Source organism: Bradyrhizobium sp. ORS 111, assembly GCF_045571485.1.
Lineage (GTDB): Bacteria > Pseudomonadota > Alphaproteobacteria > Rhizobiales > Xanthobacteraceae > Bradyrhizobium.
On record NZ_CP120701.1, the window covers coordinates 7,524,843 to 7,542,058 of the forward strand.

At 64.3% G+C, this 17,216-nt stretch carries 17 protein-coding genes; 8 read left to right on the forward strand and 9 right to left on the reverse strand.

Annotated elements, in window-relative coordinates; translation table 11 throughout:
* Positions 1-34: 34 nt before the first annotated feature.
* The 3 genes from P6U30_RS34775 to galU all read right to left on the reverse strand — a co-directional run bounded on the left by P6U30_RS34775 (position 35) and on the right by galU (position 3,320).
* Positions 35-1,210 (reverse strand): IS481 family transposase, encoded by a 1,176-nt coding sequence (locus P6U30_RS34775; protein WP_407164520.1) that lies wholly within the window; start codon positions 1,208-1,210, stop codon positions 35-37.
* Between the two features lie 110 nt (positions 1,211-1,320).
* Complete coding sequence (locus tag P6U30_RS34780; protein ID WP_407167190.1) at positions 1,321-1,593, reverse strand: hypothetical protein; 273 nt, start codon at positions 1,591-1,593, stop codon at positions 1,321-1,323.
* Between the two features lie 851 nt (positions 1,594-2,444).
* Positions 2,445-3,320 (reverse strand): UTP--glucose-1-phosphate uridylyltransferase GalU, encoded by an 876-nt coding sequence (gene galU / locus P6U30_RS34785; protein WP_407167191.1) that lies wholly within the window; start codon positions 3,318-3,320, stop codon positions 2,445-2,447.
* A 222-nt stretch (positions 3,321-3,542) separates the two neighbouring features.
* On the opposite strand from galU, the gene P6U30_RS34790 reads away from it, so the two are divergent.
* Together P6U30_RS34790 and P6U30_RS34795 are read left to right on the forward strand one after the other, a co-directional pair.
* Positions 3,543-4,931 (forward strand): lytic murein transglycosylase, encoded by a 1,389-nt coding sequence (locus P6U30_RS34790; protein ID WP_407167192.1) that lies wholly within the window; start codon positions 3,543-3,545, stop codon positions 4,929-4,931.
* A gap of 213 nt (positions 4,932-5,144) precedes the next feature.
* Positions 5,145-6,830, forward strand: coding sequence for an SGNH family hydrolase (locus P6U30_RS34795; RefSeq protein ID WP_407167193.1), 1,686 nt, complete (start codon positions 5,145-5,147; stop codon positions 6,828-6,830).
* A gap of 324 nt (positions 6,831-7,154) precedes the next feature.
* On the opposite strand, the gene P6U30_RS34800 is transcribed toward P6U30_RS34795, so the two are convergent.
* Positions 7,155-7,529 carry a CsbD family protein gene (locus P6U30_RS34800; RefSeq protein ID WP_407167194.1) on the reverse strand — a complete coding sequence of 125 codons (375 nt, stop codon included), beginning with the start codon at positions 7,527-7,529 and terminating at the stop codon, positions 7,155-7,157.
* A 67-nt stretch (positions 7,530-7,596) separates the two neighbouring features.
* Positions 7,597-8,331, reverse strand: a complete 735-nt coding sequence (locus tag P6U30_RS34805; protein ID WP_407167195.1) for an SDR family NAD(P)-dependent oxidoreductase — start codon at positions 8,329-8,331, stop codon at positions 7,597-7,599.
* Positions 8,332-8,514: 183 nt separating this feature from the next.
* On the opposite strand from P6U30_RS34805, the gene P6U30_RS34810 reads away from it, so the two are divergent.
* Together P6U30_RS34810 and P6U30_RS34815 are read left to right on the forward strand one after the other, a co-directional pair.
* Positions 8,515-9,294, forward strand: a complete 780-nt coding sequence (locus P6U30_RS34810) for an SDR family NAD(P)-dependent oxidoreductase (protein ID WP_407167196.1) — start codon at positions 8,515-8,517, stop codon at positions 9,292-9,294.
* A 162-nt stretch (positions 9,295-9,456) separates the two neighbouring features.
* Positions 9,457-10,344, forward strand: coding sequence for a TauD/TfdA dioxygenase family protein (locus P6U30_RS34815; protein WP_407167197.1), 888 nt, complete (start codon positions 9,457-9,459; stop codon positions 10,342-10,344).
* Between the two features lie 294 nt (positions 10,345-10,638).
* On the opposite strand, the gene P6U30_RS34820 is transcribed toward P6U30_RS34815, so the two are convergent.
* Positions 10,639-11,289 (reverse strand): YqgE/AlgH family protein, encoded by a 651-nt coding sequence (locus P6U30_RS34820; RefSeq protein WP_407167198.1) that lies wholly within the window; start codon positions 11,287-11,289, stop codon positions 10,639-10,641.
* Positions 11,290-11,425: 136 nt separating this feature from the next.
* Between P6U30_RS34820 and P6U30_RS34825 the strand changes: the two genes are divergently transcribed.
* From P6U30_RS34825 to P6U30_RS34840, 4 genes are all read left to right on the forward strand, one after another.
* On the forward strand, positions 11,426-12,262 hold the full coding sequence (locus P6U30_RS34825; protein ID WP_407167199.1) for a protein-disulfide reductase DsbD domain-containing protein: 837 nt from the start codon (positions 11,426-11,428) through the stop codon (positions 12,260-12,262).
* Positions 12,263-12,374: 112 nt separating this feature from the next.
* Complete coding sequence (locus P6U30_RS34830) at positions 12,375-13,766, forward strand: lipopolysaccharide biosynthesis protein (RefSeq protein WP_407167200.1); 1,392 nt, start codon at positions 12,375-12,377, stop codon at positions 13,764-13,766.
* Between the two features lie 104 nt (positions 13,767-13,870).
* The gene (locus tag P6U30_RS34835) at positions 13,871-14,035 is read left to right on the forward strand and encodes a hypothetical protein (RefSeq protein WP_407167201.1); all 165 of its coding nucleotides are present in this window, start codon (positions 13,871-13,873) and stop codon (positions 14,033-14,035) included.
* Entirely contained in the window at positions 14,032-14,337 is a 306-nt protein-coding gene (locus P6U30_RS34840) for a type II toxin-antitoxin system RelE/ParE family toxin (RefSeq protein ID WP_407167202.1), read from the forward strand. Before P6U30_RS34835 ends, P6U30_RS34840 begins: the two co-directional genes overlap by 4 nt.
* Positions 14,338-14,435: 98 nt before the next feature.
* Here P6U30_RS34840 and P6U30_RS34845 read toward each other — a convergent pair whose 3' ends face one another.
* The 3 genes from P6U30_RS34845 to P6U30_RS34855 form a co-directional block, all read right to left on the reverse strand.
* Positions 14,436-15,224: a 3-hydroxybutyrate dehydrogenase gene (locus P6U30_RS34845; RefSeq protein WP_407167203.1), complete on the reverse strand. Its 789-nt coding sequence runs from the start codon at positions 15,222-15,224 to the stop codon at positions 14,436-14,438.
* A gap of 12 nt (positions 15,225-15,236) precedes the next feature.
* A complete protein-coding gene (locus tag P6U30_RS34850; RefSeq protein WP_407167204.1) occupies positions 15,237-16,406 on the reverse strand; it encodes a DUF3734 domain-containing protein in 1,170 nt (389 codons plus the stop codon).
* Positions 16,407-16,511: 105 nt separating this feature from the next.
* The gene (locus tag P6U30_RS34855) at positions 16,512-17,009 is read right to left on the reverse strand and encodes a CAP domain-containing protein (RefSeq protein WP_407152682.1); all 498 of its coding nucleotides are present in this window, start codon (positions 17,007-17,009) and stop codon (positions 16,512-16,514) included.
* Positions 17,010-17,216: the final 207 nt, after the last annotated feature.

Sequence of the window (17,216 nt, forward strand, 5' to 3'; positions counted from 1 at the left end):
ACGGTTCTGGAATACTGGATCGCCCGCCTGCTGTTTAGCCCGAAGACATGGCTGACACCTGTTCGGACACATCACTGACAGGTTGGCCATCGGTCAAGTCGATTGATGCGATTTGCCAACTGGCGAAGAAGATTCCGTAGTGGCCGTCGCGATCGAGCGGCCGGATAGCAAGACGCTCGCCGAAGAAGGCCTGCGGAACTTTCCAGAACCGTCCCTTGAAGGAGATGTAGCTTCGGGTCGACGAGACGGTCCGAACCGTCTCGCCGACGTCGTATTGCACCTGCGGAAGACGCGCCGGCATCGCGCGTGAACTCGGCCGAAAGCGATCGGCGGGCACCTGCATAGCGAGCCCCTCGTGAGGCCGCTCCAGATTGTAGATCATGCGCCAGGCGTCGAGCGCGCGTTGGACCTCCGGCAAGGTGCGGAAGAGATGCATGGCAAACACTTCCGCGTTGAGGGTGCGATGGAAGCGCTCGTTCTTGCCGCGGCCCTGCGGGTGACACGGTCTGGCATGCACCACCCGGATGCCGAGCTTGAGCAGCCACACCTTCAATCCGGTCCAGCGCACGCCGGATGTGTCGCCCCAAGGTGAGCCATTATCGATATAGAAGGCGTCGGGCAGCCCATAGCGGCGGAACGTGGCCGTCAGATGCTCCTGCACCATGGGTCGCTGCTCGTTCGCACATGCCTTCAGGCACGGGACATAGCGCGAGTGATCGTCGACCACCGTCAGCGGATGGCAACGCATCCCGTTGGCGAGCGGTATGTGGCCTTTGAAGTCCATCTGCCACAATTGATTGGGAGCTTCCTTCTCGAACCGATGTCCAGGGTTGGGCGGCGCATTCTCGCTCGGCTTGATTCTGTCGTTCCGACACAGGATCCGATGCACGGTGGACGGGACAGGCACAGCCTGCCCGCCACGCTTGAGGCAATGGGCGATCTTGCGTGCTCCCCAAGCCGGATGCTTGTCGCGGACGGCGACAACTTCCGCTTCCACCACAGCGGCGCTGCGCTTGGGCATCCTCTTCGGACGGCGCGACTGATCCGCCAACTCCCGATCTCCGGCCTGCCAGCGCCTCAGCCATTTGTAGCCGACGTCAGGGCTGATCCCGAACCGGCGGCATAGCTCCCGCCGGTTCGCTCCTTCCTGCATCGCAAGACGCACGAACTCGCGTCGCTGATCCATGACTGACACCTCGCTCCACGGCATGGACGGCCTCCCGAATCGGACCAATCCAGCCATTCTTGATGTGTCAGCTATGTCTCCGAACACCTGTCAGTGATCTGTCCAGACTAAACATCAAGCCGGGCGATGACGACCTAGGGAGTCGCCCCTCTCGCGCCCCGCGGCATCCGCTTGAACTTGACGCTCTTGCCGTCGGCCTGACGCGTGGCGATGTAGCCGCCGTCGAGACAGGCTTCGCGCTGCGGCATCTTCTCCTGCGGGCTGCGCAAGCTGTCCCACCACGATGCGCGCTGCGCGGCGCGCGGCAGCGACGCATCGATGATCGCCTCGATCTCGTCGAAGGTCAGCACGAATTCGGGGAGATGCTGCTTTTTCAGGTAATCGCGCAGCGCGTCGTAGTCGTTCACAGCGGCCTCGATGGCAGGATTCGACGTTCCAGCGACCACCGGTTAACTCATTCGGCGGGCGTTGTCGCCATTTAAGGCGGCAACACGATTTCCGAGCGCAATCGGCATCGGCATTAACCATTGTGGGTTATGGCGGTAGGCGGCCACCTGGTGTACGCTGATCGTGGTGGGCGCTCATTCATCAACGGCAGCGGGGTATCGCCATGCCATTGTTGGAATTGCCGCACTGGTTGATCATTTCGGGAATACTTCTCGTGGTGATCGGACTCGTTGGCCTGGCCTTCAGGCCAAGGACGGACGCAGAACGCGAACCCGAGCTGCTTCCGGGGCACCTCGACGCCTGGAAGGCCGAGCAGCATCGATCCTCGGAAGACCAGCACAAAAGCGCAGCTTGACCGCTGAGGCGAGCTGACGGGAGGGGCGGAATCCACCGCTCCACTGTGCAGCCAGCAGCGGATGATGCTTGCCGCCGAGATCGTTCCGGCGAGAGCCGAAAGCCGATGTCGCGCGAGACCCACAGCCGTCGTCCTGGCGAGCGCCGCGCCACCCGTCGTCACCGGGTTGAGTTGGGAAGAGGATTGTGGCCCCAGCGTCGCGCGACAACTGACATTTGGGGTAATGGGTCCCGGCCTGCGCCGGGACGACGCTAAGGATAGTTCTGACGTGATGTCTCAACACCGTGATTGGGCAACACTGAGTTGCACTTCTTGAAAACCGAAATGATTTGCGCAAGGAGCTTGCCACGTCGGGCAACTCAGTGATTGGCGCGCCAGGGAGCCCTTCCGCTAGTGCTTACCTCACACGAGCGAAAGCGGCAGACTCTGGAATGACAGCGACAGCGCGGACCGCTGTCACCTCTCCAGATACTTCTTCATGTCCGCGCGCAGGCCGTCGCGCAGATCATCGCGCTTGAGGCCGAAGGCGATGTTGGCGCGCAGGAAGCCGGCCTTCGAGCCGCAATCGTGACGTTCGCCCTCGAACTCGACGCCGTAAAATTTCTGCGTCTTCGCCAGTCCGATCATGGCGTCGGTGAGCTGAATCTCGCCGCCGGCGCCGCGCTCCTGCTTCGCCAGGATATCGAAGATCTCCGGCTGCAGGATGTAGCGGCCGGTGATCGAGAGGTTTGAAGGCGCAGTGCCCTTCGGCGGCTTCTCCACCATGCCGTCGACCTCGAAGATCTTGCCGGTGCGCTTGCCGACACCGCAGATGCCGTACTGATGGGTGAGATGATCAGGCACCGCCTCGACCGCGAGCACATTCGCCTTGTCGCCGAGCTTGGCTGCGGCCTCGATCATCTGCTTGAGGCAGCCCGGGGTATTCAGCACCAGCTCATCCGGCAACACCACGGCGAACGGCTCGTTGCCGACGATGTCGCGCGCGCACCACACGGCATGACCCAAACCCAGCGGCGCCTGTTGCCGGGTGAAGCTCATCGCACCGGCCTCGGGCTGGTTCTGCGCCAGGATCTCCTGTTCGGCCTTCTTGCCGCGCTGTGCGAGCGTGGTGTCGAGCTCGAACATCCGGTCGAAATGGTCTTCGATCACGCCCTTGTTGCGACCGGTCACGAACACGAAGTGCTCGATGCCGGCTTCCCTGGCCTCGTCGACCACGTACTGGATCAAGGGCTTGTCGACGATGGTCAACATCTCCTTCGGCATCGCCTTGGTGGCGGGCAGCACACGGGTACCGAGACCGGCGACGGGAAAGACGGCTTTGCGGATTTTCATGGGATTATCGGAAGCCTTCAAACAAGTGGGAGGGGCAATCGGCCCTTGGTAGCTCGTTTGCAGCCGCTAACAAAGGCAGATGAAAGGCAGATGTAATGGAGCGGCTTATTTCCGCCGTTCCAGTCGGCCAGATGACGCGCCATCAAAATCTCGCCTTTGTTAAGCCGTTGGAAACCGTGACGGGGCCTTCTGAAACGGCGGATTTTTGGGCAGGCGCACCATATGCGGTCGACGGGAACATCGAGAACCTACCGGATTAGCGCGATCACAATCGCGCTGTCGCTGCTGATCCCTGTGCTGACGCCCGGCAGCGCCCGTGCCCAGTCGGCGAGCAACGGGCTGACCGACCTGATCGACAGCATCTTCTCAAAGGCGAACCAGCCGCCGCAAGCCGCCACCGGACCGGACGGTGCCGCGCCGCCCTGGAGCGGCGAGGACGGCGCCTCCGGCCATCCGTTGATGACTGCGAGCGCGATCCGTCAGGCGGCGGCGAATTTCCCGAACTGCATCGCGCAGATGTGGCCAGATGCCGCACGGCGGAACATCAGCCAGGAGAACTACGAGCGCTTCACCGCGAGCCTCCAGCCCGACCTGCGCATCATGGATCTCCTGGACTCGCAGCCGGAATTCACCAAGGCGATCTGGGACTATCTCGACATTCTCGTCAGCGACGCGCGGCTCGCCAAGGGCCGCGAGATCCTCGCGAAATACAAGCCGCAATTCGACGCCACCGAGCGAGCCTATGGCGTCGACCGCTACATCATCGCGGCGATCTGGGGCATCGAATCCAACTACTCGACCCAGATGGGCGACCGCAGCGTGGTGCAGTCGACCGCGACGCTCGCCTGCATCGGCCGCCGTCAGGCCTACTTCAAGGACGAATTCCTGTCCGCGCTCGAGATCCTCAACCGCGGCGATCTGCGTCTCGAACAGATGCGCGGCTCCTGGGCCGGCGCCTTTGGCCCGACCCAGTTCATGCCGACCGCCTTCAAGCGCTACGCCGTCGACGCCGATGGCGACGGCCGCCGCGACGTCGTCGACAATCCGGCCGACCTGATCGCCTCGACCGCCAACAATTTGAAGAAGGACGGCTGGCAGAACGGCGCGAGCTGGGGCTACGAGGTCGTGGTTCCCCAGGGCTTCAACTACATGCTGGCCGATCGCGCCAAGGCGATGCCGTTATCGCAATGGGCGCATCTCGGCCTGAAGCGCGCCAACAACCAGCCGTTCCCGCGGCCGTCCGAAAAAGCCTATCTGCTGGCACCGGCCGGCACCGAGGGCCCCGCCTTCCTGATGCTGCAGAACTTCCGGGTAATCATGAAGTACAACCCGGCGGAGGCCTATGCGCTCGCGATCGGCCATTTCGCCGACCGCCTGCGCGGCGGGCAGCCCTTCGTGCAACCCTGGCCGCGCCAGGAACGGGTACTGTCCCGCGCCGAGCGGCTGGAACTGCAGCAACTCCTCGCCCAGCGCGGCTTCTACAAGGGCACCCCCGACGGCCAGATCGGCGGCCTGACCCGCGATGCGCTGCGCGGCTTCCAGGTCTCGATCGGGGCGCCCGCCGACGGATTCGCCACCTCCGAGGTGCTGGAACGGCTGCGGGGGCGGTGACACCAGGGCTCATGGCTCCGTCCACGTCCCGCGGAAGGGGCCCGCTCCGACGTGGCGGCGTTCCCCGACGCCCAAAGTAACCCTGACATCCGGCATTTTGCCCGCACCTTGACGGCGGCCGGACAAGCCCGATTTAAGGTGGAAAAGCTGCCCGGGTGCGGCCCGATTCCGCTAGTATGCTTGGGCACTTCCAGACTATTGCGACCGAAATTCATGCGACAGCCGAGATCTTTTTTGCGCATCTTCACCGAAGCCGGCCCGCTGGTCGCGCTGACGGTCGCAATCGTGCTCGGCCTCGCCGCACCCGCCTCGGCGCAGTTCTTCAACTTCCCGGGCTTCGGCGGACCGCCGCAGCGACCGGCGCCACATCGTGGTGGCTGGTTCGGGTCCGACTTCTTCGCGCCATTCCAGCATCAGCCTCCGCAGCAGGCTCAGCCGCAGCGGCCGCGCGAGGATTTCTCACATGCCCCGCCGCCGGCCAAGCGCGAGGCTACGGCCGAACGTAATGTACTGGTGCTCGGCGACGCCATGGCCGACTGGCTCGCCTACGGGCTCGAGGACGCCTATTCCGACCAGCCCGATATGGGCGTGATCCGCAAGCACAAGACGACGTCGGGCCTGATCCGCTATCAGCCCAAGGGCGATCCGGCGGACTGGGCGGCCGCCGCCAAAGGCATTCTCGCCACCGAGAATCCCGATGCGATCGTCGTCATGCTCGGCCTCAACGACCGCACGGCAATCCGCGAACCGGCGGTCGAGAAGAAAGCCGACAAGAAGGACGAGAAAGACAAAAAGGACGCGCGCGCCAAGCCGGACGCGAAGCCCGGCGACGCCAAGCCGGATGCCGCGGCCAAGCCCGACGACAAGCCATCCGATTCCGAACCGTCGCCGGACGATGAAAGCGACTCGCCGCAGCCCGCGCCCGAGAAGGCCGCGCGCACGCCGAACGGACTCTACGAATTCCGCGACGAGCGCTGGGCCGAACTCTACAGCAAGAAGATCGAGGAGATGATCAATGTGCTGAAGAGCAAGGGCGTGCCGGTGCTGTGGGTCGGCCTGCCCGCGATCCGCGGCCAGAAGGGCACCTCGGACATGCTGTTCCTGGACGCGCTCTATCGCGACGGGGCCGGCAAAGCCGGCATCACCTATGTCGACGTCTGGGATGGATTCGTCGACGAGTCCGGCCGCTTCCTGCAGAAAGGCCCCGACTTCGAAGGCCAGATCCGCCAGCTCCGCACTTATGACGGCGTGTTCTTCACCAAGGCGGGCGCACGCAAGCTCGCCCATTATGTCGAGCGCGAGGTCAACCGCCTGCTCGCCGCGCGCTCAGGCCCGATCGCGCTGCCAAACGAACCTGCCACCCCCGACACCAACGCCGAGCCCGGCAAACCCGCCCCGCGTCCGTTTGCCGGACCGGTGCTGCCGCTGGTCGCCTCCTCGGTCGGCTCCGATCAATTGCTCGGCGGACCGGGCTCGCGGCCCGCCGCCGTCGATGCGCTGGCCGCGCGCACGCTGGTGAAGGGCGAACCGCTGGCGCCGCCGGCCGGCCGCGCCGACGATTTCGCCTGGCCGCGGCGCGAGATCGAACGCGAGCTGGCGAAGGGCGACGCGCCGGTTGCCGCGGCGCCGCCGCCACCGACCACGCCGGCGCCGGCCAATCCGCCGCCGACGACCACGGCGATCGCCCCCGACGGCTCGATCATTACGCGGCCGCAAAGGCCCAAGCGGGCGTTCCGCCCGGCCCAGGCACAACCGCCGCCGCAGCCGCAACCCTGGTACCGCGAGTTCTTCGGCTTTGGCGCGCCACAGCGCCCGTTGCTGGCGCCGCCACGGCCGCCGCGACCACCCGCCAATGTCGGCCGATCCGCGTCGGTGCCGCCACACAACCCCATGCAGTGAGTAGTGAGCGCTGCGTCGCGTCACGCGGGAACAGTTACGGGCGGATAGCCGAAGCCAATCCGCTGCTGCGCTACGAGGTTTGAAGATGTCATCGGGTCGCCCGTTGCGCGGACCAGTTGGCTGATCCGACTGCGTCACAACTCTTATGGTAATAAGAAGCGCGGAACGCCCGTCTCTGGACAATGCTGCGCATCGTCAGGCCACCATGAGGCCTCATCTGTCGGCCTACATCCTTCGAGACGGCCGCGTTGCGGCCTCCTCAGGATGAGGAGGTACAACTTTCATGACGCAGCAAGACTAACCCCCACGCCTGCGCAACCTCACTCAGCCGAAATAGCGCCAACGCGGCGGCGGACGGCGCGGCTGGCGGGTCATCAGCAGTGCCAGCGCAAATCCGATGCCTCCGGCGATCAATAGCGCGCCGAGCGGATTCTCCTGCACCGACCTCGCCATCGCCTTCTGTCCGCTGCGGATCGTCTCGCCGCGATGCTCATAGGCATCCTTCGCATAGTTGGCTGCGGTGTCGGCGGCGTCGCGCGCGGCATCCTTGGCCTGGCCGTAGAGGTCCTGCATGGTGCCGGCAGCCTCGCGCATGCGGCCCGAGGCCTGCGTGCCGGCGTCACCGGTCGCATCACCGACCGCACCCTCGGCCTTGCCGGCGAACTCCTTGGCCGAACCGTAGATCCGATCCTTGTCCATCGCGTGCTCCCTTGATGTTTCAAGGCTAACCGGGCGCGCGCGAACGAGTTCCTAGAGCATCATCACACTAGAGAATGAGCCCGCCGTCGACCACGATGGTCTGGCCGACGATGTAGGACGCCAGCGGCGAGGCGAGGAACAACGCGGCGCCGGCCATGTCGGCGGGCGTGCCGAGACGCTTCAATGGAATGCGCTCGAGCGCGCCTTCGAGACGCTTTGGATTTGCCGTCGTCACCTTGGTCATCTTGGTGTCGACGAGGCCGGGCGCGATGCCGTTGACGCGGATCCCGTCCTCGGCCCAGGCCTCGCCGAGCGTGCGCGTCAAACCGACCGCGCCGGTCTTCGAGGCGTTGTAGGCCGGATTGCCCATCGTGGAATGATAGGCCGCGGTCGAGCTCACGATGATCAGCGAGCCCTTGCTCGCACCGAGCATGTCGTGGAATTTGGTCGCGCAGGCCATCAGGCTCATCAGGTTGACCTCCATCACCTTGCGGAAGCCGTCCATCGCGAATTCTCCGCGGCGGTAAATCACCGCGCCCTGCGCCAGCACCACCACGTCGAGACGATCGAAGGCCGGCTTGAACGCCTCGATCGCCTGCGGATTGCTGACGTCGAGCTGCGCATAGGTGAGGCCTTCAAGACGTGAGCCGTCCTCGGCGGAGTAATCGCTCGCCTGCGCGCGTGTGCCGCAGACGGCGACGTGCGCGCCTTTGGTGCGGAATGCCTGCGCGATGCCGTTGCCGATCCCGCTGGAGCCGCCGACCACCAACACCTGCTTGCCTGTGAAATCGAGTTCGTTCATCGCGTTCCTCTCTCGCTTTGCTTTTCCTTGATTGAGCATGATCCTTTTCGAAAAGCCACCATCGGACTTGCGTTAATGCGCTGCCGACGCGTGCCGATCGGATGATCGGTTTGACGCGCTTGCGGATCGGTGCCAGCCTTGTCGGCCCCACAACTGATCAAGCATCTTTCCGCGAGCACCATCATGTCCGAATTCAAGCAGCTCAGCCGCTCGGTGAAGGGCCTCACCGTCCTCGTCACCGGCGCAGCCAGCGGCATGGGCCGCGCCACCGCCCGCGTGTTCGCCGATGAGGGCGCCAACGTCGCGGTCACCGACCTCACGGTTGAGGGCACGCAGGCCGTGGCGAACGAGATCACCGCAGCCGGCGGCTCGGCAAGAGCCTGGGTGCTTGACGTCGCCGACCGCGACGCGATCACGAGCGTAGTCAACGACGTCGCCGCGCATTTCGGCGGGCTCGACATCATCGTCAACAACGCCGGCATCTCGGTGCGCGTGCCGATCGATGATCCCACTTACGAAGATGCCTGGGCTAGGGGCATCGCGGTGATGCTGACGGCGCATCCGCGCATCATCCGGGCCGCGCTGCCCTATCTGCGTAAGTCGGCTTCGCCGCGGATCGTCAACATCGCCTCGACCGAAGCACTCGGCGCGACCGCGCTGCACAGCCCCTACTCCGCGGCCAAAGGCGGCGTGACCAGCCTGACCCGCTCGCTCGCGGTCGAACTGGGACGCGAAGGCATCACAGTGAACTGCATCTGTCCGGGGCCGATCCGCACGGCCATCACCGATCGCATCTCCGAGGAGCACAAGACGATCTACGCCAAGCGCCGCACCGCGCTCGCCCGTTACGGCGATCCGGAAGAGGTCGCGCATATGACGCTGAGCCTGTGCCTGCCCGCCGCCTCCTTCCTGACCGGCGCGGTCATTCCGGTGGACGGCGGCCTGATGGCCAGGAACGCGTGAGGCTGTTGCAATAGCTCGGCCTGCGAGCGCAACCACTGCACTGAAGCGGCAACTCAGCGCAACCCCGCATGCGGTACGATGCGTTGACAGGCCGCGCGCCGGGAGTAGCCTTCCCGCAAACGAAAGCGGGTCAACCGCCCGCAACGCACGGGGAGATACGCCATGACGGTCCTGATCCGGCAGCTTCACAAGCATTTCGTCGGCGAGGTCTCCGGCGTCGATCTGCGCAAGCCGCTGACGAAGCAGGAAGCGATCGACATCGAAGCCGGCATGGACAAATACGCGGTGCTGGTGTTCCACGGCCAGGACATATCAGACGAGCAGCAGCTCGCCTTCGCGCTGAATTTCGGCGAGCGGGAAAAATCCCGCGGCGGCACGGTGACGAAGAAGGAGGACTATCGCCTCAACTCCGGACTGAACGACGTCGGCAACCTCGGCAAGGACGGCAAGCCGCTGCCAAAGGATCACCGCACCCATCTGTTTAATCTCGGCAACTGCCTGTGGCACTCCGACAGCTCGTTCCGCGTCATTCCCGCCAAGTTCTCGCTGCTGTCGGCGCGTGTCGTTAACCCGAAGGGCGGCAACACCGAATTCGCCGACATGCGCGCTGCCTATGACGCGCTCGACGACGAGACCAAGGCGGAGATCGATGATCTGATCTGCGAGCACTCGCTGATGTATTCGCGCGGCTCGCTCGGTTTCCTCGACTACTCCGACGAGGAGAAGGAGATGTTCAAGCCGGTGCTGCAGCGCCTGGTGCGCACCCACCCGGTGCATGGCCGCAAATCGCTGTATCTCTCATCGCACGCCGGCGCGATCAGGGGCATGAGCGTGCCGGAGGCGCGGCTCTTGCTGCGCGATCTCACCGAGCATGCCACCCAGCCCGAATTCGTCTATGTGCACAAATGGACGGTGCATGATCTCGTGATGTGGGACAACCGGCAGACCGTGCACCGCGTGCGCCGTTACGACCAGTCGCAACCCCGCGACATGCGCCGTGCCACGGTGGCGGGAACGGCACCGACAGTGGCGCAGGACGCGGCGGCGTAGCACGCGGTTTCTTGCGCGCTACCGTCGCGGCATACTCCACCTCTCCCCTTGTGGGAGAGGTCGGATTGCATCGCAGATGCAATCCGGGTGAGGGGTTTAGGTCTATCGGCGAGTAGAGGTCCCTCGAGAGACCGCGACTCCTCACCCGGACCGCATTTCGCTTCGCTGCATGCGATCCGGCCTCTCCCACAAGGGAGAGGCGCGTTCGAGCAAGCGGCGGCTGCGCGGACTATCACTTTCGCCGGGACGACATCAAGTATGCGGCATGTCCTGCGGCTGATTGGCAGCCACCCCTCAGGCGTGCCCGGCGTCGTTCGAGAGCATGCCGGGATCGATGCCGATCTTGCGCAGGGCGCGTGCGTATTTCTCGTCGACGTCGTCGCCGAAGATCAAATCCGGATCGGCGTCGCAATGCAGCCAGCCATTGTGCTGGATCTCGTTCTCGAGCTGGCCCGGCGCCCAGCCGGCGTAACCCAGCGCGAGGATCGCGTGCCTCGGACCGGCACCCTTGGCGATCGCCTTGAGGATGTCGAGGGTCGCCGTCAGCGAGATGCCGTCGTCGATGTTCAGCGTCGCATCCTGGATGTAGAAATCGCTGGAATGCAGCACGAAGCCGCGGCCGGTGTCGACCGGGCCGCCCTTCATCACCTTCATCATCTCGGCATTCTCAGGCAGCTTGATCTGGTCCGCCTCCTTGATGATGTCGAGCTGAACCAGGAGTCCGGGGAAGTCGATGCTGCCCGCCGGGCGATTGACGATGATGCCCATGGCGCCCTCCGACGAGTGGGCGCACATGTAGATCACGGAGCGTTCGAAGCGAGGATCGCTCATCACCGGCATCGCGATCAGCAACTGCCCATCGAGGTAGCCATCGTCGGCTGCGTTGTGACCGATGCCGGCGCTTCTGCCCGAGACGGTCTTGCGTGTTTTGCCTTCAGGGCTCATCGGCAGAGGCCTTTCCTGCTGATCCGGCATCCTGATATTGGGTGGCGGTTCTGTCAATCAACCTCCGCGCCGGGCGCGGCAATGCATCACAAGCAATTCAATGGTTTGCAACAAAAGTTGCAGGTAAAGACGTTTCATGATCGTTATAGTTCCATTGCGGGCCGCATTCGGCTTTGCCGCTATTTTGTCCGTCGCATGTATGGCAACCGAGGTCCGCGCCGATGACGCCTCGCCGTGGCAGCAGGATGCGCATTCCGCGGTGCGGCTGCTTGCGGGATCGCGCAGCGGTGCGGTGCTGCTCGGCGGCATCGCCTTCCAGCTCCAGGACGGTTGGAAGACCTATTGGCGGACACCTGGCGATTCCGGCGTGCCGCCCAGGTTTGACTTCTCCAAGTCGGACAATGTCGAAGCGGTGACCGTGATGTGGCCGGCGCCGCGGCAGTTCGACGACGGCGCCGGCGGCACGTCGCTCGGCTACAAGCATCAGGTGGTGCTGCCGCTGCGCATCGTCGCGAAGAATCCTGACAAGCCGCTGACGCTGCGCGCCGACATCAACTATGCAGTGTGCGAGCGGCTCTGCGTGCCGGTGGAGGCGAAGGCCGAGCTGACATTCGCGAGCGTCGCCAGCACCGAGGACGGCGCGCTGACGGAGGCCCTCAACGCGGTGCCGAAGCCCGCCAATCTGGGCGATCCGAACCCGGTCACGATCCGCGACGTCAAGCGGGATGGGCACAATGTGCTGGTCGATGTCGCCGCGCCGGAGACCAAGGGCCTTAGCCTGTTCGTCGAGGGGCCGACGCCCGACTGGGCGCTCCCGGTGCCGAAGCTCGTCGAGCACGCGCCGCCCGGCGTGAAGCGTTTCACCTTCGCGCTCGACGGCCTGCCGCCCGGCGCCAAGCCGGACGGCGCCGCGCTGAAGCTGACGCTGGTCGGCGGCGACAAGAGCTACGAATTCAATATCAACCTGAACTGACGCCGAGGGCTGGTTCCGCGGCGCCGGGTGCCCGCGCCCAACCCAATCTTAACGTTTCGTTGATAGATCGGGCCATTGCCGCCGCCTCGCGGCGTCTTGGGAATTTCCCGCTTTGGCCGTGATGGATACCCAGTCCGCAACCACTGCACCGTCAGGCCCGATCGCTCGTCTGCGTGGCGCAACGTCGCGCCTGCTTGGCGGCACCAACGAGGCTTCCGTCACCAAGCGGCTCGCCGGCACCATCTTCGTCATCCGCGTGATCAGCGCTGCCATCGCCTATCTCGCGCAGATCCTGCTGGCGCGCTGGATGAGCGGCTCGGACTACGGCATCTATGTCTATGTCTGGACCTGGGTGCTGTTGATCGGCAGCACGATGGATTTCGGCATCGCGGCCTCCGCGCAGAAGATCATCCCGGAGTACCGCACCAGCGGCGACCACGCCTTGCTGCGCGGCTTCCTCTCCGGCAGTCGCTGGATGACCCTTGCAGCCTCCTCGGCCGCGGCTCTGCTGCTGGCGGGCCTGGTCCGGCTGCTGTCACCCTGGATCGACGCCGATACGATCATGCCGCTCTATATCGGTTGCCTGACGCTGCCGCCCTTCGTCGTCGCCAACACGCAAGACGGAATCTCGCGCGCGCATGACTGGATGCAGCTCGGCCTGATGCCGCAGTTCATCGTGCGCCAGGGGCTGATCATCGCCCTCACCGCCGGGGCGCTGGCGCTCGGCCTCCATCTCGGCGCCACCGTCGCAATGGCCGCGAGCGCGGCAGCGGTGTACATCGCCGCGATCGGCCAGATGATCGTGCTGAACCGCCGCCTCGCCGCGCATGTCGGACCTGGCGAGAAGGCCTACGATATCAGGGGCTGGCTTGCGATCTCGCTGCCGATCCTGCTGGTCGAAAGCTTCTATATGCTGCTGTCCTACACCGACGTGCTGATGCTGCAGCAGTTCCGCCCCTCCGAGGAGGTCGGCGTCTACTTTGCCGTGGTGAAGACGCTCGCGCTGGTCTCCTTCGTCCATTATGCGATGTCGGCGACAACGGCGCACCGCTTCGCCGAATACAACGCGCTCGGCGACAAGGACCGGCTGTCGGCCTATGTCGCGCACGCGATCAACTGGACGTTCTGGCCCTCGCTGCTCGCGACCATCGCCCTTCTCGCGTTCGGCGAGCCTCTCTTGTGGTTGTTCGGCCGGAACTTCGTGGCCGGCTATGACATCATGCTGGTCGCCGCGATCGGGCTGGTCGTCCGCTCGGCGATCGGGCCGGTGGAGCGGCTGCTCAACATGCTCGGCCACCAGCATATCTGCGCGACCGCCTACGCCGTGGCCTTCCTCATGAATGTCGGGCTCTGCATCGCGCTGGTGCCGCGCTACGGCGGCATCGGCGCAGCGGCATCGACCTCGCTGTCGCTGACATTCGAGACCATCCTCTTGTTCTACGTCGTGCGCTCCCGCCTCGGGCTGCATGTACTGGCCTTCGGCAAGGCGCGGCCGGCGCCATAGCTTTTTCGCTGGCTCCAGCATATATTTGCAGAATGACGGCTACAGAACTGAAAGACCTGCTTGCGCGCGTTCAATCCTGGCCGGAGTCAGCGCAGGATGAGCTTGTGTCGCTTGCCAACCAGATCGAAAGCGAGCTGCTCGCAGATGACTACGTCGCGACCCGCGACGAGTTGCGAATCATCGACGCAGCCGTGGCATCCATCGACGCCGGAGAAAGTGCGACCGATGCGGAGGTCGCAGCAGCATTTGCCAAATTTCGGCGCAAATGAAGATCGTTTTCTCGCGGCAAGCGCTGAAAGACCTCGACGAAATCGCAACCTACTATTCAATCCACGCCAGCCCAGCAATTGCTGCGGCCGTCGAACGTCGCTTCCGCGATGTCATTGATCGCGTCGGCCGCACGCCCGAGGCAGCGCCGCGTGTCTCGCACCGCTCTGCGGTTCGCGCAATCACCGTGCTGCGCTATCCATTCCGGATTTTCTATCGGGTCCGCAGCGATACAATCGACATCTTGCACATAAGGCACACGTCCCGCATGCCGTTCTCGCCGCCCGATTTGAAGCCCGGCTAGGCAAGCTGGTTTCCCCGCCCCAACCAAAAGCCGGCCCTGGTCCAACAGAGCCGGCCGCACGTGGTTGACAAATCCCGCATCAGTCCGCGGGAAAGGACTTACTCCGCGGTCCAGCCGCCGTCGATCGACAGGTTGGCGCCGGTGATCTGCGCGGCGTCGTCACTGCACAGGAACAGCGCAAGCGCTGCGACCTGCTCCGAGGTCACGAACTCCTTGGTCGGCTGCGCGGCCAACAGCACATCCTTGATGACCTGCTCCTTGGTCATGTTGCGCGCCTTCATCGTGTCGGGGATCTGGTGCTCGACCAGCGGCGTCCAGACATAGCCGGGGCTGATGCAGTTGCAGGTGATCTTGTGCTGCGCGACCTCGAGCGCGACCGTCTTGGTGAGGCCGGCGATGCCGTGCTTGGCCGAGACGTAAGCCGACTTGAACGGCGAGGCCACCAGCGAGTGCGCCGAGGCGGTGTTGATGATGCGGCCCCAGCCGCGCTTCTTCATGCCCGGCACCGCGGCGCGGATACCGTAGAAGGCGGACGACAGGTTGATCGCGATGATCGCTTCCCACTTCTCCGGCGGAAACTCCTCGATCGGCGAGACGAACTGGATGCCGGCATTGTTGACGAGAACGTCGACCGAGCCGAAGGTCCTCTCGCCGAGCGCGACCATTTCGGCAATTTCCGCCGGCTTGGTCATGTCGGCCGGCGAATGCACCGCCTTCACCTTGAAGTCGGTCTCGATGCCGGAGCGCTCTCTCTCGATGTCGGCCGGAACGCCCATGCCATTAAGGACAATGTTGGCGCCGGCGCCGGCGAAGGCGCGTGCGTAAGCCAATCCGATGCCGCTGGTCGAGCCTGTCACAACGGCGGTCTTGCCTGTCAGCGTACCCATTCTTGTTCGCTCCTATCTGCTTTCGGGGGCTTTGGGTTCGTCCCCCGTGAGGTCGTAAGTCACCATCGTTTCCCCGGACTGCGGCCGTTCTAGCCATTCTTTGTGACGCATCGACAAATGGACATCACGGACACCGGCGTTCCAGTGCTCGACCATGGCGACATGGGAGAAGTCGTAGTCCTTGGAATTGGTCTCGTAGTTCTTGCTCTTGTAGATCAGGTGAACCACCGTGACGGTGTTCTCCTTCGAGGCCTTGCGCAACAGCTCGACCGACGGATCGTTCTTCAGGTAGTCCGGCAGCTTGCTGATGAGGTCGCGCACGGCCATGCGGGCATTGTGGATCTGCTTGTTCTTGTCGGTGTTCATCCGCGTCCGGCTGGAGTAGCGGATGTCCTTTTCGCGCTCGGCGGCTTCCAGCAAGGTCTCCGGCAGCGGTCCCCGCGCGCTGAACAGATCGACCTGGAAGATCAGCAGATCCCGATTGATCTCGTCGTCGAGCACGAAATCGAGCGGCGTATTGGAGGCGATGCCGCCGTCCCAATAATACTCGCCTTCGATGACGACGGCCGGAAAACCCGGCGGCAGCGCGCCGGACGCCATGATGTGCTCCGGACCGATGGTCTTGCCGCGCTTCTTGAACTCGTAATTGTCGAAATAGCGGAAATTGCCCGAGGTGACGCTGACCGCGCCGACCGACAGGCGCGTCTTCAGATCGTTGATGCGATCGAAATCAACCAGGCGCTCCAGCGTCCTTTTCAGCGGCGCGGTGTCGTAATAGCTCAGCGATTGCGAGCTGCCGGGCGGCCACAGCGGCGCCGGCGGAATGCGCGGCGCGAAGAAGCCCGGCACGCCGAAGGTTGCGATGATCGCGGCGCTGGTCTCGTTGAACAGCGAGCGGGCGCGCTCATGGTTCGAAACCGGATTCCAGGGCACCGGCGACGACACCATCTCCCAGAATTCCTTCAGGCGCGGCACCCGCTTGCTCGGCTCGTTGCCGGCGATGATCGCGGCATTGATGGCGCCGATCGAGATGCCTGCGATCCATTCCGGCTCGAAGCCCGCGTGACAGAGCGCCTGAAAGGCACCGGCCTGGTAGGAGCCAAGCGCACCGCCGCCCTGGAGCACCAGCACGCGCTGCGCTTGCGCGGGCGCCGAAGCTGGCGCGGAATCCGACATGTTCATTCGAAACCGTTCGGTCAGAAATGACTTCGGGCGGCACCGTGGCGAGAGTTCGCGACGGCGTCAATCGGTCAGATGCGAGGTCGGATCACGCTGAATTTATCGAAATCAGGTTGCCGCGAGAATGAGCGTCCAGAACACCTTGTATTTGGTGTTCGGAGCATAGACCGCCGCGATGCCCATCTTTGTGACACCGCTCTTCAGCATGTTGGCCTTGTGCGGCGGTGAATCGCGCCAGCCCGAAAATGCTTCCGCGAGCGTGTGGTATCCGGCGGAGATGTTCTCGACCGCGACGGTTGCGGGATAGCCGCCGGCCTCAAGCCGTTTGCCGAGGGGGGCCTTCACATCGTGGTCCATCTTGTTGCGGGCGGCCATTGCCTGCGACTGCTGCTCGGCAAGCCGCGTCAGGTCCGGATCCACCACGACGGTGCCGAGCCCGTTGTTCTGGCGGTATTGGGAGAACATGATCGCCGCCGCCTGGGTGTCCAGCACCGCGCCGGGCTGAGCCATGTTCAAATACATGGCCGGCTCTTCCGGGATTTTGGTCTCGGCGGCGCAGCCGGCAAGCACCAGAAGCCCGAAAAGGGCGACGATCGTCCGTGTCACTGAGAACCCCCAAGGTTGGAGCGCCGTTGTTGCATGCCAACCGTGGCTGAATGGTGAACAGGGGCTGACTTCGACCAGCAAAAGCCGCCATCTGGGCTACGTGGCCCACGGGGCCCCTTGCTTCTCCTTCCCCCTGAAAGGGGGAAGGTCGGGATGGGGGTCAGCCACAGGCCACAGCAGATGTCGTGGAGACAGATCCCCACCCGC